This window comes from Streptomyces sp. NPDC056061 (assembly GCF_042266885.1).
GTDB lineage: Bacteria > Actinomycetota > Actinomycetes > Streptomycetales > Streptomycetaceae > Streptomyces.
In genome coordinates, this window is record NZ_JBHJWQ010000008.1 from 72259 (window position 1) to 92792 (window position 20534).

At 72.0% G+C, this 20534-nt stretch carries 16 protein-coding genes and 1 pseudogene; 8 read left to right on the forward strand and 9 right to left on the reverse strand.

Annotated features, from left to right (window positions below):
• Positions 1–347 precede the first annotated feature (347 nt).
• Complete coding sequence (locus ACFC79_RS14730; RefSeq protein ID WP_376239741.1) at positions 348–2090, forward strand: threonine/serine exporter ThrE family protein; 1743 nt, start codon at positions 348–350, stop codon at positions 2088–2090.
• A gap of 133 nt (positions 2091–2223) precedes the next feature.
• On the opposite strand, the gene ACFC79_RS14735 is transcribed toward ACFC79_RS14730, so the two are convergent.
• Positions 2224–2934 carry a DedA family protein gene (locus tag ACFC79_RS14735; RefSeq protein ID WP_376239743.1) on the reverse strand — a complete coding sequence of 237 codons (711 nt, stop codon included), beginning with the start codon at positions 2932–2934 and terminating at the stop codon, positions 2224–2226.
• Between the two features lie 167 nt (positions 2935–3101).
• Here ACFC79_RS14735 and ACFC79_RS14740 point away from each other — a divergent pair, with 167 nt between their 5' ends.
• On the forward strand, positions 3102–3467 hold the full coding sequence (locus tag ACFC79_RS14740) for a YbjQ family protein (RefSeq protein WP_376239746.1): 366 nt from the start codon (positions 3102–3104) through the stop codon (positions 3465–3467).
• A gap of 122 nt (positions 3468–3589) precedes the next feature.
• On the opposite strand, the pseudogene ACFC79_RS14745 reads toward ACFC79_RS14740, so the two are convergent.
• A pseudogene (locus ACFC79_RS14745) lies at positions 3590–3784 on the reverse strand (TipAS antibiotic-recognition domain-containing protein); the annotation flags it as partial.
• 211 nt (positions 3785–3995) lie between these two features.
• Between ACFC79_RS14745 and ACFC79_RS14750 the strand changes: the two are divergent.
• Complete coding sequence (locus ACFC79_RS14750) at positions 3996–5300, forward strand: ion channel protein (protein WP_376239749.1); 1305 nt, start codon at positions 3996–3998, stop codon at positions 5298–5300.
• Positions 5301–5699: 399 nt separating this feature from the next.
• Positions 5700–7121 carry a glutamate decarboxylase gene (locus ACFC79_RS14755; RefSeq protein ID WP_376239752.1) on the forward strand — a complete coding sequence of 474 codons (1422 nt, stop codon included), beginning with the start codon at positions 5700–5702 and terminating at the stop codon, positions 7119–7121.
• Between the two features lie 81 nt (positions 7122–7202).
• Here the strand turns inward: ACFC79_RS14755 and ACFC79_RS14760 are convergent, their stop codons facing one another.
• The 4 genes from ACFC79_RS14760 to ACFC79_RS14775 form a co-directional block, all read right to left on the reverse strand.
• The gene (locus tag ACFC79_RS14760; RefSeq protein WP_376240178.1) at positions 7203–7844 is read right to left on the reverse strand and encodes a PadR family transcriptional regulator; all 642 of its coding nucleotides are present in this window, start codon (positions 7842–7844) and stop codon (positions 7203–7205) included.
• 23 nt (positions 7845–7867) lie between these two features.
• Positions 7868–8419, reverse strand: coding sequence for a DinB family protein (locus ACFC79_RS14765; RefSeq protein ID WP_376239755.1), 552 nt, complete (start codon positions 8417–8419; stop codon positions 7868–7870).
• 96 nt (positions 8420–8515) lie between these two features.
• Complete coding sequence (locus tag ACFC79_RS14770; protein WP_376239758.1) at positions 8516–9973, reverse strand: aldehyde dehydrogenase family protein; 1458 nt, start codon at positions 9971–9973, stop codon at positions 8516–8518.
• A gap of 53 nt (positions 9974–10026) precedes the next feature.
• The gene (locus tag ACFC79_RS14775) at positions 10027–10911 is read right to left on the reverse strand and encodes a helix-turn-helix domain-containing protein (protein ID WP_376239761.1); all 885 of its coding nucleotides are present in this window, start codon (positions 10909–10911) and stop codon (positions 10027–10029) included.
• A gap of 326 nt (positions 10912–11237) precedes the next feature.
• Here ACFC79_RS14775 and ACFC79_RS14780 point away from each other — a divergent pair, with 326 nt between their 5' ends.
• On the forward strand, positions 11238–11738 hold the full coding sequence (locus ACFC79_RS14780) for an ATP-binding protein (RefSeq protein ID WP_376239764.1): 501 nt from the start codon (positions 11238–11240) through the stop codon (positions 11736–11738).
• A gap of 301 nt (positions 11739–12039) precedes the next feature.
• On the opposite strand, the gene ACFC79_RS14785 is transcribed toward ACFC79_RS14780, so the two are convergent.
• Positions 12040–12282 (reverse strand): DUF397 domain-containing protein, encoded by a 243-nt coding sequence (locus ACFC79_RS14785; protein WP_376239767.1) that lies wholly within the window; start codon positions 12280–12282, stop codon positions 12040–12042.
• Positions 12283–12536: 254 nt separating this feature from the next.
• On the opposite strand from ACFC79_RS14785, the gene ACFC79_RS14790 reads away from it, so the two are divergent.
• Positions 12537–13034, forward strand: coding sequence for a hypothetical protein (locus ACFC79_RS14790; protein ID WP_376239770.1), 498 nt, complete (start codon positions 12537–12539; stop codon positions 13032–13034).
• 248 nt (positions 13035–13282) lie between these two features.
• Here ACFC79_RS14790 and ACFC79_RS14795 read toward each other — a convergent pair whose 3' ends face one another.
• Both ACFC79_RS14795 and ACFC79_RS14800 read right to left on the reverse strand, forming a co-directional pair.
• Entirely contained in the window at positions 13283–15421 is a 2139-nt protein-coding gene (locus ACFC79_RS14795) for an FUSC family protein (RefSeq protein ID WP_376239773.1), read from the reverse strand.
• 142 nt (positions 15422–15563) lie between these two features.
• A complete protein-coding gene (locus ACFC79_RS14800) occupies positions 15564–16793 on the reverse strand; it encodes a DUF2786 domain-containing protein (protein ID WP_376239775.1) in 1230 nt (409 codons plus the stop codon).
• A gap of 500 nt (positions 16794–17293) precedes the next feature.
• Between ACFC79_RS14800 and ACFC79_RS14805 the strand changes: the two genes are divergently transcribed.
• Together ACFC79_RS14805 and ACFC79_RS14810 are read left to right on the forward strand one after the other, a co-directional pair.
• Entirely contained in the window at positions 17294–18400 is a 1107-nt protein-coding gene (locus ACFC79_RS14805) for a DUF1259 domain-containing protein (RefSeq protein WP_376239778.1), read from the forward strand.
• Between the two features lie 259 nt (positions 18401–18659).
• A complete protein-coding gene (locus ACFC79_RS14810; RefSeq protein ID WP_376239781.1) occupies positions 18660–19865 on the forward strand; it encodes a cytochrome P450 in 1206 nt (401 codons plus the stop codon).
• Positions 19866–20534: the final 669 nt, after the last annotated feature.

Consider the following 20534-nt stretch of genomic DNA (forward strand, 5'->3'; position numbering starts at 1 on the left):
GGCCGGCGTCCGGGACGGGTCCCGCATGGGTGGCCGGAACGGATCACGCATCGACGACCGGACGGGGCACGCGTCCGGGACGGGGCATGTGTGCGCGCCCAGGAAGGGTCGGGTCGCGCGTCCGCGCCGGGGCATGCGTCGGAGGCGTTCCGCATGAGGCCGTCATCCGCATTCCGCATGAGGCCGCCCGTGCCGACCGCGCGGCTCCCCGGCACGCACCGCGCACCGGCCGCACGGCAGGTCCGCGACTCCGTGATTCCGACCGTCCCGCGTGATCCGCCCATGCTCGTGGCCATACTGGGCAGCAGCGCAACCAAAGACGCGCAGCCAATGGGGAGCGAGGTCGAGTGGTGGCGGAAACGGGCGGTCCCGAGGACCAGAAGCCCCAGTCCGACGAGGCGCGCAGCGCCTTTGTCCCGCCTGCCGGGGTGGAGCGGCGCACGTCTGCGCCCGAGGACGACCAGCCGACATCGGAATTCGCCATTCCGGCCGGGCTGGGGTCCGAACCCCGGGGGACGGGTGCGGGCCCGTCCTCGGGATCTGGTTCCGGTTCGTCCTCCGGCACCGGTTCCGGTTCTTCCTCTTCCTTCTCCGGCTCGGACACGATCGGTTCCGCCTTCGCCCCACCGAAGACGTATCGCGACCGGCATTCGCCGCCCGCCTTCACCCCGGCGCACGGCGTCCCGATGATCCGGCTGACCGAGGAGGCGCCCTGGCAGGACCGGATGCGCACGATGCTGCGGATGCCGGTCGCCGAACGCCCCGCGCCCGAGCCGGTGCAGAAGCCCGACGAGGCGGGCCCGGCGGTGCCGCGCGTGCTGGACCTGACCCTGCGCATCGGTGAACTGCTGCTGGCCGGCGGCGAGGGGGCCGAGGACGTCGAGGCCGCGATGTTCGCGGTGACCCGCAGCTACGGGCTGGACCGCAGCGAACCCACGGTCACCTTCACCCTGCTGTCGATCTCGCACCAGCCGTCGCTGGTGGACGACCCGGTGACGGCGAGCCGGACCGTGCGCCGCCGGGGCACCGACTACACCCGGCTGGCCGCCGTCTTCCGGCTCATCGACGACATCACCGCCGGGGATGTCGAGGTCACGCTGGAGGACGCCTACCGGCGCCTCGCGGAGATCCGGCGCAACCGGCACCCGTACTCCGGCTGGGTGCTGACGCTGGCCGGCGGCGGCCTGGCGGGCGCGGCGTCGGTGCTGGTCGGCGGTGGTGCGCTGGTGTTCGTGGTGGCAGCGATCGGCGCGATGCTCGGCGACCGGCTCGCCTGGCTGTGCGCCGGGCGCGGGCTGCCGGAGTTCTACCAGTTCGTGGTGGCGGCGATGCCGCCCGCCGCCCTGGGGGTGGCACTGACCCTGACGCACTGGTCGGACGTACGGCCGTCGGCGGTCATCACCGGTGGGCTGTTCGCGCTGCTGCCGGGGCGGGCCCTGGTCGCGGGCGTGCAGGACGGGCTGACCGGCTTCTACATCACGGCCGCCGCGCGCCTGCTCGAAGTGATGTACCTGTTCATCGGCATCGTCGTCGGTGTGCTGCTCGTGCTGTATCTGGGCGTTCAGCTGGGTGCCCAGCTGAACCCCGGGACCAGGTTCTTCGCCCCCGACCGGCCCGTGGTGCAGATCCTCGCGTCCATGGCGCTCTGTCTCGCCTTCGCGATCCTGCTCCAGCAGGACCGGTCCACCGTCCTCGCGGTGACCCTCAACGGCGCCGTGGCCTGGGTGATCTTCGGGGCGATGGCCCGTACCGCCGATATCTCGCCGGTGCTGGCGACGGCGACGGCGGCCGGTCTGGTGGGCCTGTTCGGGCAGTTGTTCTCGCGCTACCGGTACACCTCGTCGCTGCCGTACATCACGGCGGCGATCGGGCCGCTGCTGCCGGGCTCGGCCACCTACTTCGGTCTGCTGGCCGTGGCGCAGGGGAACGTGAACGCCGGGCTGGTCTCATTGTCGACCGCTGTGGCGACGGCGCTGGCCATCGCGATCGGGGTGAATCTCGGGAGCGAGATCTCCCGGTTGTTCATGCGGGTGCCGGGAGCGGTCGGCGGCGCGAACCGCCGGGCGGCCAAGCGGACCCGCGGCTTCTGAGGCGGGTGCCGCGCCGACCCCGCGCAGCCCCCGGTCCGGCACGGGACGGCACGGGACGGCACGGGACGGGCCCCGGTCCGGAACCGATGCGGTTCCGGACCGGGGCCCGTGGTCGATTACGGGTGGGGCCGCGTCAGCGCTTGGCGTGACGGCCTCGCTGGGCCGTGGCCGCGCCGTCGGCCACGGCAGCCGCGTCGTCCTCGCCGCCGGCCGCCGCCTCCTTCTTGGCCTTGGAGCGGGCCCGCAGGAGCTCGATCGCGATCGGCACCACCGAGATCAGCACGATCAGGATGAGTATGGCCTCGATGTGCTTGTGGACGAACTCGATCTTCCCGAGCGCGGCCCCGAGCAGCGTGACGCCCACGCCCCAGAGGACACCGCCGATGATGTTGAACGTGATGAAGGAGCGGTAGTTCATCCGGCTCACACCGGCGATGATCGGCGTGAACGTACGCACCACGGGAACGAAGCGGGCCAGAATCAGCGACTTCGGGCCGTACTTCTCGAAGAAGTCGTGCGCCTTCTCGACGTTCTCCTGCTTGAAGAGGCGGGAGTCCGGGCGTTTGAAGAGCGACGGGCCGACCTTGCGGCCGAAGAGGTAGCCGACCTGGTCACCGATGATCGCCGCCAGCGCCACCAGGACGCAGACCACCCAGAGCGGCGTGTGCAGCTTGCCCGTCGTCACCAGCAGTCCCGTGGTGAACAGCAGGGAGTCGCCGGGCAGGAAGAAACCGATCAACAGGCCGGACTCGGCGAAGACGATGACCAGCACACCGAGCAGTCCGAACTGCCCGATGAGATAGTCCGGGTCCAGCCAGCTCGGTCCGAGCGCAAGCGTATTCAAGGGTCCGGGCTCCTGGGGTCGGTCGAAGGCGGCTGCCTGGCCGCCTGCAAGCTGCGTGGCCGCCCAAAGCTATCAACGCAGAATGACATCGTCGGGTTCCAGTGGCCCGCGCAACAATGCGGACCGGGCCAACCGGGACAAAGCTCTCTCCAGGAGGTACCAACACGATGAGTATCGAAGATTTCGGCGGCGGACAGGCGGACCAGTCCGACGTCCTGGTCGTCACCACGAACGACGTTCCGGGCTATCAGGTGACCCGGGTGATCGGCGAGGTGTTCGGCCTGACCGTGCGGTCCCGCCACCTCGGCAGCCAGATCGGCGCCGGGCTGAAGTCCATGATCGGCGGCGAGTTGAAGGGACTGACCAAGACGCTCGTCCAGACCCGGAACCAGGCGATGGAGCGCCTCGTCGAGCAGGCGCGGGCCCGGGGCGCCAACGCGGTGCTGATGATGCGCTTCGACGTGACCGAGGCCGCCGACGTGGGCACCGAGGTGTGCGCGTACGGCACGGCGGCCGTGATCAGCAAGGTCTGAGCGGCGGCCCGCCTACCCGGCCGGTACGGGGGGCGGTCCCGACGGGCCGCCGTACCGGCCGGGCGGCACGGCCCCGCCCCCGTACCGGGCTGCGCGAGGCGCGCCGCGTCGGCCTCGACGGCGTCGCGCAGGTGCTCGGCGAGGCCGGGCCGCATCGAGTCGTAGAAGGCGCGGAACCGTGGGTCGGACACGTACGTCTCGGCCGGCCCCCGGCGCGTCTCGGGCGTGCACGCGTGGAACCATGCGGTGATGTGCTGCCGGTGCGCCTCGGCCGGCTCCATCGCCCGCTCACCGGCGGCCGGTTCGCCGGCCTCCATCGGCGCGTCGTAGTGGTGCGGGGTGCGCACCGTGACCCCGGCGAGGCCGGCGACCTGTCCCACGGAGCAGTCCACGGCTTCCCCGCCCCCTCTCCGTTCGGGTACGTCCCGAGCCTGAGCCCTGACGTCACGTGAGGCGCAAGCCGGAAACGGCTCCGCCCACGGCACCGCTCGGCGAGTTATGGGGCTTTTGCGTCGTTATGGTGAGCCGATGGTCACCGATCCCTCCGGCACCGTCGGCTCTTCCGGTGCCGCCGGGCCCGCTGCGGAGTCCGCCCCCGTACGCCGCCTGCTGCCCCTCATCGTGCCCGCCCTGGCCGTCGGGACCGCCTGTGCCCTGGCCCTGCTCGGGATCAGCCTGCTGGCCGAAGGGTTGCAGGAGGTGCTCTGGGAGACGCTTCCCGACACGTTCTCGGTCGGCCGCCGGTCCGCGCTCTGGACAGTCCTGGTGCTCACCGCGACCGGGCTGGTGACGGGACTGCTCATCCGGGTGGTGCCCGGCCGTGCCGGTCCCGATCCGGCGACCACCGGGCTCGTCGATCCGCCGCTCGCGGCGGGCGTGGTGCCGGGGCTGCTCCTCGTCACGGTCCTCACCCTGGCGGGCGGGATCAGCCTCGGCCCGGAGAATCCGGTCACGGCCGCCAACATCGCGCTGGCCTTCTGGCTGGGCCGCCGCATCGCCCCGGGCACCCCGGCGGGGCTGTGGGTCCCGCTCGCCGCGGCCGGAACCGTCGGCGCGCTGTTCGGCACCCCGGTCGCCGCCGCCCTGATCCTCTCCGAGACGCTCGCCGCCCGCCCCGGGTCGGGTGCGCTCTGGGACCGCCTCTTCGGCCCGCTCGCGGCGGGCGCGGCGGGCGCGCTCACCATGACCCTGCTGGCCCATCCCTCCTTCGACCTCTCGCTGCCGCCCTACACCCGGCCGCACTGGGCCGATCTGCTCTCCTCGGCCGTGATCGCGACGGCGGCCGCGGCGCTCGGCCTGCTGGCGGTCTGCGCCTTTCCCCCGGCGCACCGGTTCTTCCGGGCGCTGAGGCATCCCGTCCCGGCCCTCACCCTGGGCGGGCTGCTGCTCGGCGTACTGGGCGTGCTGGGCGGTCGTCTCACCCTGTTCAAGGGACTCGACGAGGTGAAGGAGCTCGCCGCCGACCCGAACGGCTGGTCGGCGGGGCAGTTCGCGGTGATGGCCGTGGTGAAGACGGCGGCTCTGCTGATCGCGGCGAGCTGCGGCTTCCGGGGCGGGCGGATCTTCCCCGCCGTCTTCGTGGGCGTCGCGCTCGGCCTGTGCGCCCACGCACTGGTCACCCCGGTACCGGTGGCGCTCGCGGTGACCTGCGCGGTGCTGGGGGTGCTGCTGGCCATCACCCGGCAGGGCTGGCTGAGCCTGTTCACGGCGGCCGTGCTGGTCGGTGACGCCGGTGTGTTCCCGGTGCTGTGCGTCGCCTCGCTGCCGGCCTGGCTGCTGGTGACCGGGCGGCAGCAGATGCAGCTGCGGGCGGACGGCACACCGCTGAGGTGATCCAGGCGGCGCCCGCCCGCACCCGGAAGCCACCCGCCGGTCCGGCCGCCCTGCCGCCCTCGGAAGCCACCCGCCCGACCACCCGCCCGACCGACCACCCCACCGCCCGCCCACCGTCCGACCGCCGCCCCGCGCGGTCCCGCACGCCGCCGCTCCGCGCGGCGTCACCCCGAGGCCCCGCCCGACGCGCCGGAAGCCGCCGCCTTCCGTATCGTCGCCCCCATACGGATACGGATCCGCCCCGTCACGTCACTGCGCGTCCACCACGTCCGGGGGTACGCGGTTTTCCCGGGACACGGAACGCTCCCGGGACACCTCCCACCGGGCCCCGCCCGGCCCCCGCCCGCGCCCTGTCCGGCCCCCGCGGGGCCGCCGAGAGCCGAGAAGGACTGTCCGCCGATGCCTCTCCACACGGGTTCGCCCGGTTCGGAACCGTCCCGGGAACGCCGCCGGCTCGCCCTCAACCCGTTCTTCGGGGAGGCCGACCCGATCGGCGGCATGGAGTCGGCGCCCCCCAGGCACCGGCTCCCCGACGGGCCGATGGCGCCGTCGATCGCGTACGGGCTGGTCCACGACGAGCTGATGCTGGACGGCAACGCACGGCTCAACCTCGCCACCTTCGTCACCACCTGGATGGAGCCCCAGGCCGGGGTACTGCTGAACGAGTGCCGCGACAAGAACATGATCGACAAGGACGAGTACCCGCGCACCGCCGAACTGGAACGGCGGTGCGTGGCGATGCTCGCCGATCTGTGGAACGCGCCCGACCCGTCGGCCACCGTGGGCTGTTCGACGACCGGCTCCAGCGAGGCGTGCATGCTCGCGGGAATCGCGCTGAAACGCCGCTGGTCGGCCCGGAACGCCGACCGGTACCCGTCGACCGCCCGGCCGAACCTGGTGATGGGCATCAATGTGCAGGTCTGCTGGGAGAAGTTCTGCACCTTCTGGGAGGTCGAGCCGCGCACGGTCCCGATGGAGGGTGACCGCTTCCACCTCGACCCGCAGGCCGCGGCCGACCTCTGCGACGAGAACACCATCGGCGTCGTCGGCATCATCGGCTCCACCTTCGACGGTTCCTACGAGCCGATCGCGGATCTCTGCGCCGCCCTGGACGCCCTCCAGGCGCGCACCGGGCTCGACATCCCCGTCCATGTCGACGGGGCGTCCGGCGCGATGATCGCGCCGTTCCTCGACGAGGACCTGGTGTGGGACTTCCGGCTTCCCCGGGTCTCCTCGATCAACACCTCCGGGCACAAGTACGGCCTGGTCTATCCGGGCGTCGGCTGGGCGCTGTGGCGCTCGCCCGCCGAACTGCCCGAGGAGCTCGTCTTCCGGGTCAACTACCTGGGCGGCGACATGCCGACCTTCGCGCTCAACTTCTCCCGGCCCGGCGCCCAGGTGGTGGCGCAGTACTACACGTTCCTGCGCCTGGGCCGCGACGGCTACCGTGCGGTCCAGCAGTCGTCCCGGGACATCGCGGTCGGGCTGGCGAAGCAGATCGAGGGGCTCGGCGACTTCCGGCTCCTCACCCGGGGCGACCAACTGCCCGTCTTCGCGCTGACGACCGCGCCGGACGTGGCGGCGTACGACGTCTTCGACGTGTCCCGGCGGCTGCGCGAGCGCGGCTGGCTGGTCCCCGCGTACACGTTCCCCGCCAACCGTCAGGACCTGTCCGTCCTGCGGGTGGTGTGCCGCAACGGCTTCACGGCGGACCTCGCCGAACTGCTCACGGAGGACCTCCGGCTGATCCTGCCCGACCTGCGCCGCCAGCCGCATCCGTTGAGTCACGACAAGCAGGCGGCGACGTCCTTCCACCACTGACGGCCTCGCCCGCGGCGGACGGCGGCACCGCGGTGTCCGTGCCGTCGGCGGCAGGTCCGGGAGGAACGGTGTCCGGCGTGCTCACTCGTCGTCGCCGGGGTCGCGGACCCCGGTCGCGTACGGGTTCTCCTGCCCCTCGGCCAGCACGCCGACGAACGGCTCGCCCTCCCCCGCGAAGGTGTACGCCCCGCCCTCGATGCGGGCGATCAGACCACGGGTCCACTCGGCGTCGGCGTCCGCCGAATGGACCCACATGTTCATGATCTCGCCGATGTGGCCGATCGACTCGGGTCCCGCCTCCGGCGTGTAGTACTCGGTGACGGAGGAGCGCCAGGCGGCGAGGCCCGCCACCCGCTCCCTGAGCAGCGCGACGGCCTCGGACCGCTCCAGGTCGACGATGCCGCCGAGACCCGCCGCCAGCACGTCCGGCTTCTGGTCGTACGAGGTGAGTGCCGCCCGCAGCAGGGCGAGGTACTCCTCGTTGCCGAGTGCGGTGATCTCGTACTCGGTGCGGGGCGGGCCGCCCGCCGTGCTCGGGGCGGTCTCGTGGGCGACCAGCAGCCCCTGCTTCGCCATCTGCTTCAGGGCGTGGTAGACCGACCCGGGTTTGGCGTTGGACCACTCGTGCGCGCCCCAGTACTCCAGGTCGTTGCGGACCTGGTAGCCGTGCGCCCGGCCGTGCTGCCGCACGGCGCACAGCACCAGCAGCCGGATCGCCGACATGTCACCCACCGCCCCTCGTCCCGTCACGTCCGATCAGCGTATCCCCCGGCCTCGGCGACCAGCTCGAACGCGGTCCGGCCGTCCAGGGACTCCCGGAGGATGTCCGCGTGCCCGGCGTGCCGGGCGAACTCCTCGACGAGATGGAGCAGCATCCACCGCATCGATACCCGGCCGTCCTTCGGGAACCAGGGCGCGTCCGGCAGCGGGAAGGTGTCGTCGAGGCTCGGCACCGAGCCGATGAACTCCTCGACCTCGGCGACGACGCCGTCCCAGAACTTCAGCATCTGCGGAACCGTCTCGTCGCCGACGAGGCGGAAGCTGTCCGCCCAGGTGTCCTCGTCGCGGACGGTCTCGCTCGGCCGCTGCTGGGCCATCCGCAGCCAGTTGAGCTCGCCCTCGGCGAGGTGCTTGAGCAGCCCCGAGAGGGACAGCTCGCCGACTCCGGGGCGGCTCGCCGCCTGCTCCTCGGTCAGTCCGAGCAGGGAGCGCCGAATCGCACCGCGCTGTGCCTCGACGAAGGAGAGGAGCGCGCCGCGCTCGTCGCCGTGGGCTTCCGCGGGAACGTGAGTGACCATGCTGTCCGCCTTGAAAGGTGCCGGTTGTTTCCTGACACCGACCACACTAGGAAGGCTTGCGGTCAACTCCTGTCCGCAAGCCTTCCTCGAAAGTGGTCAGAAGGGGAACGTGCTCCGGCCGTGCTGGACGGACGTCCAGGTCTGGGTGGTGAAGGCGTCCACCGTGGCCTCGCCGTTGAGCCGGCCCAGGCCCGAGGACTTCTCGCCGCCGAAGGCCACCAGCGGATCGTCCTGGACGGTGGAGTCGTTGACGTGGAACATGCCGCTGACCACGCGCCGCGCGAACCGCACCCCGCGCTCGATCCCGCGCGTGTGGACGGCACCGCTCAGTCCGTACGGGCTGTCGTTGACGATCCGTACGGCCTCCTCCTCGCCGTCGAACGCCCTCAGCAACGCCACCGGGCCGAATATCTCCTGGGTCAGGAGTGCGGAGCCCTCGGGCAGCCCGGTGAGCACGGTCGGTTCGACGAGGTTGCCGCGGGTACGGCCGCGGACGAGGGCCGTGGCGCCCTCGTCGAGGGCCCGGTCGACCAGGGCGGTCAGCGCCTCGGCCTGGAAGGCGTTGATGACCGGGCCGATCTGGGTGTCCGGGTCGCGCGGGTCACCGGTCCTGAGCGCGGCCACCCGGGCGGTGAACTTCTCGGTGAACTCCTGCTCCACACCGCGGTCCACCAGGATGCGGTTGGCGGCCATGCAGACCTGCCCCTGGTACACGAAGCGGCTGAAGACCGCGGCGTCGACGGCGTAGTCGACGTCCGCGTCGTCCAGCACCACCAGGGCGCTGTTGCCGCTGAGTTCGAGAATCGTCCGTTTGAAGAGTCCGGCCGCCGTCGCGGCGACATGCCGGCCCACCCGGTCCGTACCCGCGAAGGAGATCACCTTGGGCACCGGGTGCTCGATGAACGCGTCGCCGATCTCGGCGACATCGGTGATCACGACGTTGAGCAGCCCGGCGGGCAGACCGGCGTCCTCGAAGATCTTCGCGATCAGTCCCCCGCCGACGACCGGGGCGTTCTGGTGGGGCTTGACGACGACGGCGTTGCCGAGCGCGAGCGCCGGGGCGACGGACTTCATCGCCACCAGGAAGGGGAAGTTGAACGGGCTGATGACGCCGACGACACCCACCGGACTCCGGTGGAGGCGGTTCTCCTTGCCGTCCACCGGGGAGGGCAGGAGGCGGCCCCGGGGGCGCAGTGCCTGATGCATCGCGTCGCGCAGGAACTCCTTGGCGGCGCGGACCTCGTACTCGCCCTTGGCGCGGGTGCCGCCCAGTTCGTCGGTGATCGCCCCGACGATGACCTCGTGCCGCTCCTCGACGATGCCCAGGGCGCGTTCCAGTACGCCGCGGCGTTCGTAGGGGCCCGTGGTGGCCCAGGTGCGCTGGGCGCGTTCGGCGGCACGGTAGGCCAGGTCGACCTCACGCGCGGTCGCGATGGTGATCGCGGCGAGTTTCTCACCGTTGTAGGGGTTGAAGTCGATGATGTCCCACGAGCCGCTTCCGGTCCGCCACTCACCGTCGATGTACTGGTCGGCCAGCTCGTAGAAGAAGGACATGCGATCCCTTACTCAGGTGCAGACTCCTGTCGAATCGTCATCGTACTGATGATTCAGGTGAGTTGGAGGAGACCACGGAGCAGATCCCGGCTCTCCTCGGGTCCCGGGCTGTCCTCGTGCAGCCGATTCATCACCCTTTCGTACTGAGCGACTTCTTCGCGCTTGTCCAGATAGAGCGCACTTGTCAATTGCTCCAAATAGACAATGTCCGACAGATCGGATTCCGGGAAACGGAGCATCGTGAAAGAGCCGCCCTCTCCCGCGTGTCCGCCGAAACTGAACGGCATCACCTGGAGCGTGATGTTGGGGTGTTCCGACATCTCGATCAGATGCCGCAATTGACCACGCATCACTTCGCGGTCGCCGTACGGGCGGCGCAGGGCCGCCTCGTCCAGCACGGCATGGAAGCGCGGGGCGCGTTCGGCCACGAGGGCCTTCTGCCGCTCCAGCCGGAGCGCGACGCGGCGCTCGATCTCGACGGCGGGGGCGGCGTCGCCCATGCCCCGGGTGACGACCGCGTGCGCATAGGACTCGGTCTGCAACAGACCGTGGATGAACTGGACTTCGTACACTCGGATGAGCGAAGCCGCCCCTTCCAGCCCGACATAGGTCTGGAACCACCCGGGCAGCACGTCCCCGTAACTGTGCCACCATCCCGCCACGTTGGCCTCGCGCGCCAGACCGAGCAGGGCGTCGCGCTCCGCCTCGTCCGTGACTCCGTAGAGCGTGAGCAGGTCCTCTACGTCCCTGGCCTTGAAGCTCACCCGTCCCAACTCCATGCGGCTGATCTTCGATTCGGAAGCCCGGATGGAGTAGCCGGCCGCCTCACGGGTGATCCCGCGCGAGTCGCGCAGCCGCCTGAGCTGTGAGCCCAGCAGGATGCGCCGCACCACAGATCCACTCGACTCGCCTGCCGCCACTGGCCCGATCCTCCCCATCGCTTCCCTGGACACGAGGTCCCCCCGAACCCCAAGTGCCGGATTCTGCCATCAAAACGCTTCAGCCCGTACTCATTCGATTACGCAGAAGGGAAGGGCTCCGTAAAGCTGTGAAAATACCCGCAGGAAGAAATGACCAAGAACCGGCACGGGCTCGGACAGGCCGGGCGCGTGCACGTGCATCTGCCCTTGCATCTGCCCTGCGCATTCGGAACCATGGCCATCGCGCACCTGCGTGCTCGTTCGTGTTGTGCCGCTGTACCCCCGCAGTACCGATACAGCCGCGAATCCCGGGAGTGCCTCGCATGGGGACGATTGGATCGACGATGCTCGCGCCGTTAAGGCAAGGGCTTCCACCCATCGATCCCACAGCCGTCTCCGGCTCGGCGACCTGCACCTTGCCCGCCCGCTACGAAGCCGTGAGCGGCGCACGACGGTTCACCAGAACGACGCTGACCGGCTGGGGGCTGGACGACCGCTTCGACGACGTCGCCCTCGTCGTCTCCGAGCTCGTCACCAACGCACTGCGCCACGCCCTGCCCGGGGACACCGCCCCGGACCCCAAGGAACCACCCGTACGGCTGCACTTGATGCGCTGGAGTTCACGCCTGGTGTGCGCCGTGCGCGACCCCAGTCGGGAGAGCCCGGTCGCCTCGGAGGCGGCGGACTCCGCGGAGTCGGGTCGCGGGCTCTTCCTGGTGGAGTCCTTCAGCGACTCGTGGGGCTGGCACCCTTCCCCCGTCCTGGGGCCGGAGACCACGGCCGCGGGGGCGGTGCCGCGCGGCAAGGTGGTCTGGGCGCTGTTCCGGCTGTGCGACGGGACCTGACCGGCACGGTCGGCCCGCGGCACCGCCGGGCACCGGACGCCTGAGCGCCACCCCGTACCGGCAGCACCGGCCCGGCGGGCCCACGGGGGCGGCGCCGTGCGGCATGCCGCGCCACCACGACCGGGCACGCCCGCCGCGCAATGTGCCGCACCGCCGCCGGACTCCCGCCGCGCGGCATGCCGCAGCACCGCGATCGGGCGGCGCGGGCGGGAAAGGGCTGCGGGACGGGCGGCGCAGATCCGGCGCACCTCATCGCACCGGATGGAACTTCCGTACTCTGCAAGCGCGTTGATACCTGCGGTCAGCCGCCTGCGACGAGGTGGTCGAACTCGCCGTCCTTCACCCCGAGCAGCAATGCCTCTATCTCGGCGGGTGTGTAGACCAGGGCCGGCCCGTCGGGGTGGCGTGAATTCCGCATCGCCACATCTCCTCCGGGCAGTTTCGCGAACTCCACACACGATCCCTGGGAGTTGCTGTGTCTGCTCTTCTGCCAGACGACTCCGCGAAGCTCTGTGGCCGCCATGCCGTTGTACACGTGGTGCACAGGACGCTCCCCGAGTTACAAGGTGCAAGTGTCAACTGTCTCGGATCATAACCTTGTTCCAGATACCGCTGCATGAGCAGATGCATGAGCGGATGCACGTGCACGCGGGGTGTTCCCGCGATTACAGTTTCAGACGCAGGAAGAGGGCTTGGGGATGCCTCATGACACCGCTTACCCCGAGTCGGGCCACCCATCCCGTCGACTCGCGCTGGTAACGTGGCGCGGTCTTTTGTCGCAACAAGGGGGAATTCCAGATGAGGAATGTCGTGCGCTCCGGCGTCGTGATCGCCGCCGGCCTCGTCGCTTCACTCGTGCTGACCGGCTGCGGCAGCGACGGCGGAAAGAGCGAAACGGACCACGGATCCGGCGCCGAGAACTCCGGCCGGGCTCCCGCCGACAACGGCTCCGGGAGCGGTTCGAGCAACGACGCCGGGTCACTGGAGGGTGCCTGGGCCGGGAAGACCGACGGCAAGGCGGTGGTCCTGTCCGTCGCGGCCGGGAAGGCGGTGCTCGTCACCGAGCAACGCGCCTGCACGGGTGAGGTGCAGAGCACGGGCAAGGTCGTGCTGTCGCTCAAGTGCGCCGACGGCGACACCGACCGCACCCACGGGTCGGTGGCATCCAACGACGGCAAGACCATCGAGATCTCGTGGGACGCCGGAACGAAGGACACTCTGGCGAAGACCGCGCCCGGCGCGCTCCCGTCGGGCCTCCCGGATCTGCCGGGCCCGGCGGACCTGCCGGCTTCCTGACGGCCCACCACATCGGCGCGGTCGCGGAGGCTTCGGCGACCGGACGAGCCCTGCTGCGGCCGGATGAGCCCTTCTCCGGCCGGATGCGTCCCTGCGGGCCGTCCGGCCGGACACGTCCCCACGGATCGGACGAACTCCTGCGGCCGAGCGGCCCCCGCGACCGGTCGAGTTGCCGACGGTCCGGTCGGGCTGTCGGCGGTCCGGTAGCCGGTGAGGACCGGTGTTCCGCCGATGGCGTCCAGGGCCGTTCACCGGCCCGGCCGCTGCTGCGGGTGCGGGTCCAGGCCCCGGGAGAACTCCTCCAGGGCTTCGAGCAGCAGGCCGGCCCCGTTCCGCACGAAGGGGGCGGCCCCGCTCTCGCCCGCCCGCTGCCGTGCGTCCCACCGCGCCAATGCCTCACGCACCTCCGCCCAATCCGGCACACGCCGCTCCCGCACCTCCTTCGCGCCCCGTTCGGTGGCCCGGCGCAGCGCCCCGGCCAGCTCCGCCGCCTCCGGCACGGGGGTGGCACCACCGCCGGGGAGATGGGCCTCCAGCAACATCGCGACCCGGCCGAACTCGGCCAGGGCGTGCTCGGTGTCGTCCGCGGCGGCGCGCGAGAGACCGCGGCTGCGCACCGGTTCGTGCTGGGCGGCGGCCGCCGCCTCCTGCCAGGCGACCCGGGCCTCGCGAGTGTCGAGCAGAGCGGTACGGACGTCGTCGTGGCCGTGCTCGACCGGTTCGGCGTACTGGTCGACGACCGCGGCGGCGTACCGCCCGTCCGCCTTCAACCAGTCCCCGAGCCTGCCGCGCAGCCGCGGGGTCTCCCAGGCCGGGTAGGCCGCGTACGAGAGCATCGCGAGGAGGCCGCCGACGAGGGTGAGCACCACCCGCTCCGACGCGGTCTGCGACCAGCTGTCGCCCGCCATGCCGAGCAGGAAGACCACGTACGCCGAGACGCACGCCTGGCCGACGACGTACCCGGTGCGCATCAGCAGGTACATCAGCAGGGCGCAGCACACGGCGAGCACCGCCGACGAGGTGAGGCCCGGATGGGCGGTCCGGACGATCACGGTGGCGAGCAGCACCCCGACGATCGTGCCGCCGAAGCGGGCCACGGCCCGCCCGTACGTCTGGGAGAACTCCGGCCGCATCGCCATCACGGCAGCCATCGGCGCCCAGTAGCCGTGGCCGAACGGCAGGGCGGTGCCGATGAGATAGCCGACCGCGACCACGACGGCGACCCGCACGGCGTGCCGCAGGATCGGGGAGCCCGGACGCAGTTCCGCGCGCATCGCCCGCACCACGACGGGGATCAGCCGCAGCAGCGTGGGGGCCCGCCGGTGCGATGCGGTGGACGTCTCCCCGCCCGCCGTCCTGATGTCCTCGACGGCCCTCTCGGTCCGGGCCTCCTCCTTCGTCCCCTCGCCCTCGGCGGTCTCGATGACGTCGGAGAGCAGGGTCCCGAGCCGGCCGGCGGCGCGGCGGGGCGGGCCGGTGAGCAGGGAACGGGTATCGGGGGTCCGCAGTGCGGCGACGGCGGACGGGTCGAGCTCCACCGGGTCGCCGTGGCGGATCGCGCGGGCCGCCGAATCGAGCACGGAACCGGCGGCGCCGAGGAGTTCACGGACCCGGTCGCGCTCCGGCCCCTCGTCCGGCACCCCCATCGCCGGGTCCGCGAGCGAGGCGAGCACCGGCCTGATCCGCTCGGCGACCCCGCGCGACCCCCGCAGTTCCGGCGGGCGGCGCCGGGCCTGCCAGGGGGTGACGGCGGCGGCGCTGCGGGCGGTCATCAGCGGTACCGGGTCGAAGGGGGCGAGCGGGTCGTGGAGCAGTCGACGGGCATAGTCGGCCTCGGCGGCCAGGGCGTCGGCGAGGGCATCGCGCTGGGCGCCCCATCTGCGGACCGGGAACAACACGATCAGCGCCGCCTGCACGACCCCGCCGAACAGGATCATCCCGGCGTGCACCGCCGAGTTCGCGACGGAGGTGGGCAACGTGACCGTCACCAGCATGATCGCCACGTTGGAGGAGGCGATGAGTCCGCCCGTCGGCCCCGCCGCCCAGGCCAGCCCCGCGAGGAACGTCCACAGCACCAGCAGGGCGAGGAACAGCACCACATGGGAGCCGGTGAGGTAGCCGAGGAACGTCGACCCGGCGAGGCTCGCCCCGGAGACCAGGGCCAGCACGGGCCGGGGACGCCAGCTGCGCTGGAACGAGGCGATGGCCGCCTGGAACGCGCCGAACGCGGAACTCGCGGCGACGACGGGCCCGAACCACGCGAGGCTGATCCCGATGACCAGGGCGAGCCCGGCCGCCCCGCGGATCGCGACGAGCGGTTCGAGACGCCGCCGCTCGATCGTCAGCCCCGAGTGGGCGGTCTCCTTCAGCGCCCGGAGCCAGCTCATACCTCAGAGACTATCCGGAATGCCCCGATCGCCCCGATTTGCCGCAATAACGCATAAGCAATGAGGCAACCCTCGTCCGCCCCCGGCTCCGTCCGCATCCCCCGTCACCCCGCCCGCCGCCGCTGTCCGCCGCCCCCGTCCGTCACCTCCGCCCGCCGCGCTTCGGGCGGGCCCCGCGCCCGTCGTGGATTCCGGGCCCCGGCGCACCCGTCCTGGCCCGGTCCGCGGCGGCAGTTCCGTCGTGCCATCCGTCGAGGTCGGTGACGCCCCGGACCCGGGTGGTCGTGGTCTGCGGAAACATCCGCTCGGCGGCATCCGTGACGGCCAGGTCGCGGGCCGCGAGGACGGGAAGCAGGCGGGACTCCGACACTCCTCGTTCCGTTCCCTCCCCTGCTCCCGTCCCGGTCTCCGCGTCCGCCTCGGCGGCGGTGACCCGGGCGGTGTCGGCGGCGAGCCGTACCCCCAGGCGCTGGGCGTACGCCATCAGGAAGGACTGCCGGAAGGTCTTCGTGCGCCGACGCCCACCGGCCCGTTGCCCGGCCTCCGCCTTCGTCATCGCCGCCGTGCCCTGCACCAGCAGGGACGTGTACAGCAGTTCCACGGCCTCCAGATCCGGTTCGAAGCCGACCACCGTGGAAAAACCGAGGTCACCGTTCCACACCGCGTGGCAGCGGTTCGCCGAGGCGACCGCGTCGAGCAGGATCGCCTTCGCCGTCTCGTACGGGGCGTCGACGCCGATCCGGCACGCCCCCGGCGCCTCGCCGCTGTGGGTGCGGGCCGCGAGCAGGGCCTCGTCGATGGAGTGCCGGGCCATCAGCTCCTGTGCCTTGGTGGTCAGCGCCTCCGCCTCCTCCGGGAAGCCGGTCGCCTCCGCCTTGGCCAGCAGGGCGCGGATGCGGGTCAGCATGCGGGGTGCGCCGGGCGCGGGCGGCAGGTGGTGTCCGAGCGGGGAGGCGCCGGGCGGCGGCCCCACCGCTTCGATCGCGGGAAGCCGGAGCAGCAGCCGGTACAGCCCGAGGAGGGCGGAGGCGTAGGAGAACCGGTCGGGCCGGTTCCGGGGCGGCACGTTGGGGAGCCCGTCGAGCTGGGAGCCCCATCGGGGCGGCAACGACTCGTACCGCCGGGTCTCCGAGAGGATCAGCCCGGCGACGAGCCCCGCCGCGGTCTCGTCGAGTTCACGGCGGACGAGGCGCACGACATCCGCCGGCTGCCAGCCGCGCTCCCAGGCGCGACGGACGAACTCCTCGCCCCGACGGGCGAGTTCCGCATCGGCCCCCGGATCGGCGGCCAGCAACGAGGCCCCGGCGTCGAGTCCGGCGTCGCCGTCCGAGTAGAGGGCCGCCGCGAACGCCTTGTCGATCACCGATTCCATGGGATCAGCGTAGGCAGGGCGCCGGGTACCGGACACCCGCGGCCGACCGGCTCCGGACCGGCCGCGCGGGGCGACGTTTCGGGGGCGGCACGTCCCGGGGGCGGCACGTCCCGGGCGGGGACTCCGGGTGGGCGGGTGCCCCGTGGCCACGGGGCACCCACAGCCCCGTCCACAGCCTGTGGATATCGCACCTCCGCTCGATTGCCGCGCGTGCGTCGTCCCCGCGGAAGCGGGTGGGTGGGTGAGTGAGAGAGCCACCGACGGACAGATCATTCTCCCCGCGCGACACCCGAGGCCCGACCCGCCGCCCGGCACCCGGCACCCGGCACCCGGCACCCGGCACCCGGCACCCGGCACCCGGCACCCGGCACCCGGGGCAACGTTCGACGGGCCGCCGACGGTGCGATTGGTCCATCCGGCCCGAACTCCTGACACGGCATCTACTTCCGTGCTTTTATGCCGTTTTCGCGTGATTTCATCCGGTCATGGGAGGCGATCACGTGAAGACCGATGACACAACCGGGAACACCGCCGGGAAAACCGCCGAGGCCGAGACCGGTGGCGCGGCCGGGAAGCGGGCCGCAGCACGGCAGCAGCACGGGCCCGCCCGGACCGCCACCTCTCGGCGGCGGGTACTGACGGCGGCGGCCGCGCTCGCGCCGGCACTGGCCGTCGCGGGGCCGACCCCCGCCGCACACGCCCTGCCCGGCCGGCCCGCCGGGCCCACACCCCACCCCGGGCCGGGGCACCACGAACGGGTCGCACCGGCGCCGACCGTCCTGGCGGACTGGGCGGGCGTGGCAAGGGCCCTGGGCCGTCCCGGCAACATGCTGCGCGACACGATCTACCACACGGGCTTCCCCCGGCGGGACCTGCACGTGGTCTCCGAGGGCGTGCTCGTCACCGCGGGCCTCGCCCTCGGCACGCACGTGGCCTTCGTCCGCTACGCCGATGGCAGCACGATGGTGATGGGTGACGTGGTGGTCGCCGAGGACGAGTTGCAGCAGGTGACCGACGCCTGGCTGGCGCACGGTATCCAGCAGACCGCGCTCCACAAGCACCTGCTCGCCCAGACCCCCGACATCTGGTGGACCCATGTCCACGCGCACGGGTACGACCCGGTCGCGATGGCCCGCGGCCTGCGCGCCGGATTCGACCGCACCGGCACCCCGCCCGCCCGGCCGTCGCTGCCACCGGCCCCGGTCGATCTGGACACCGACCGGATGGAGGCGGTGCTGGGCGCGAAGGGGTCCGTCGAGGACGGTCTCTACAAGGTCCTCTTCGTCCGCCGGGAGACGATCGCGGACGGGCACCTGATCCTGCCGTCCGGCCTGGGATCGACCAGTGCGTTCAACTTCCAGCCGCTGGGCGGCGGCCGGGCGGCGCTCAGCGGGGACTGTGCGATGCTCGCCGCCGAGGTCCCGGGAGTACTGAAGGCCCTGCGGCGCGGCGGGATCAAGCTCGTCGAGCTGCACAACCACCACCTCGACGAGGACCCCCGCCTGTTCTTCACCCATTTCTGGGCCGTGGGCGACGGCGTCGCGCTCGCCCGTACGGCGCGCTCCGCCCTGGACGCGACCGACGTCGTCCCGGGCACGCTCGGCTGAGCCGCCGCGCCCGACCACCTGACCGCCCGTCCGCCTGACCGCCCGACCGCCTGACCGCCCGACCGCTCGCCACGCCCGTACGCCCGGTCCACAGGTCCGCCGGTCCAGCGACCCCGGACACCCCGGGCTGTGGAATCCGTTCCGCATATGGACCAATCGGCCCCGGGCGGCGCGTGCCCGTGCGGGAGACCGGGCACCCATGTCCCGTCCACCCCACCCCTCCCGAACCGCCCGTCAGTTTCTCCCCCTGGAGCTCCGCATGGAACCAGCCACCGGCGCCCGGCTCTGCCCGTTCGACTACGCCGAGGCCCTCGAATTCGACCCGGTCCTCCGGCACTTGATGACCGAAGAACCCGTCTCGCGCATCCGCTTGCCGCATGGCGACGGCGACGCGTGGCTCGTCACCGGATACGACGACGTGCGCACGGTGACCACCGACCGGAGATTCAGCCGGCACGCCATCATCGGCCGCAACTTCCCGCGCATGACGCCCGAGCCGATCGTGCAGGACGAAGCGATCAACGTGATGGACCCGCCGGGAAGCAGCCGGCTGCGCAGCCTGATCTCCAAGGGGTTCGCGCCCCGGCACATCGAACGCATGAAGGTGCGCACCCAGCACGTCGTGGACCGGCTGCTGGACCGGATGGAGGAGCACGGCGCTCCCGCGGACCTCTTCGCGCACCTGGCGGCCCCGCTGCCGCTGATCACCATCTGCGAGGTCCTCGACATCCCCGAGTCGGACCAGGCGCAACTGCGGACGCATGCCCGCACCATGATGGACACCACCGTCGAGAACCGGGACAACGCGGTGCGGTCCAAGGCCGATCTGCGCGCCTACTTCCAGAAGCTGACCGCGGAGCGCCGGGCGAACCCCGGCGACGACCTCATCAGCACGCTGGCCACGGCACGCGACGGCGACGAGATCCTCAATGACCAGGAACTCACCGTGATGGCCATGGTCCTGCTCATCACCGGCCAGGACACCACCACGTACGAGATCGGGAACCTCGCCTACACGCTGCTGACCAGGCCCGACGAACTGGCCATGCTGCGCGAGCGGCCCGAGATGCTGCCCCAGGCCATGGAGGAGCTGCTGCGCTTCATCCCCTTCCGCAAGGGGGTCGGCATCCCCCGGGTCGCCCTGGAGGACGTGGAGCTGAGCGGGGTGCTGATCCGGAAGGGGGACATCGTGCACGTCTCCTATCTGACCGCCAACCGCGACGGCCGGAAGTTCGACCGGCCGGACGAGCTCGACCTGGAGCGCGAGGGCCCGTCCCACATGACCTTCGGGTGGGGCGGTCACCACTGCCTCGGCGCCCCGCTCGCCACCACGGAACTCCAGGTCGCCATCGGCACCCTGCTGCGGCGCTTCCCCGCACTGAAGCTGGCGACGCCCGCCGAGGAGGTGCGCTGGAACAGGACGTCGATCTGGCGCTATCCCCTCGAACTCCCCGTCACCTGGTGACCGTGGCGCGACCGCCCCGCACCCCGGTGCCGGTCGCGAACGCCCGTCACCACGATGCCGGCCGTGCGGCACCCGCCCCCGGCGGCGGCCGTCATCGATGATGCGCCGGGGCCGGGGGCCCGGCAACCCGGACGCCCGGTCCCGAACGCCCCCTCCCGCCCCGCTTCGGCCGCCCCGCCGCGGTCCGCCCCGCCACCCGCACCCACCGCGCACCGCGGACGCGGGCCATGGGGGCGGGCCGCAGGCGGTGGGCGCAGGCAGTACGCGCGAGCACAGGCGGCGGACGCGAGCGCGGGCCGTGGACGCGAACACTGGACGCGAACAGTGCGCACGGGCCGTGGCTGTGGCCGTGTGGCGTCCCGACATGCGGCCCCGATCGACCTGCCGTAGCGTGATCCCGACGGCCACCAAGCCGTGGCGGATCAGGATCCGCCCGAGACGGCAAGAACGACGGCAAGAACACAGTCTTCGGACGGTCGGCCCGTCCGCGCCCGTTCCAGGGGAATCGCAACCGGCGCGGGAACCCCACCCCTCCCCCGCACTGCTGCCCCGCATCGCGCGGGCGCCGTGCGCCCGGGGCCGCGGTGGCCGTTCCCGCCGCCCCCGCCGCCTCCCGCCGTCGGCGGTCACCCCTCACATCGTCCGGGCCCGGTCGCGTGGACCACATCC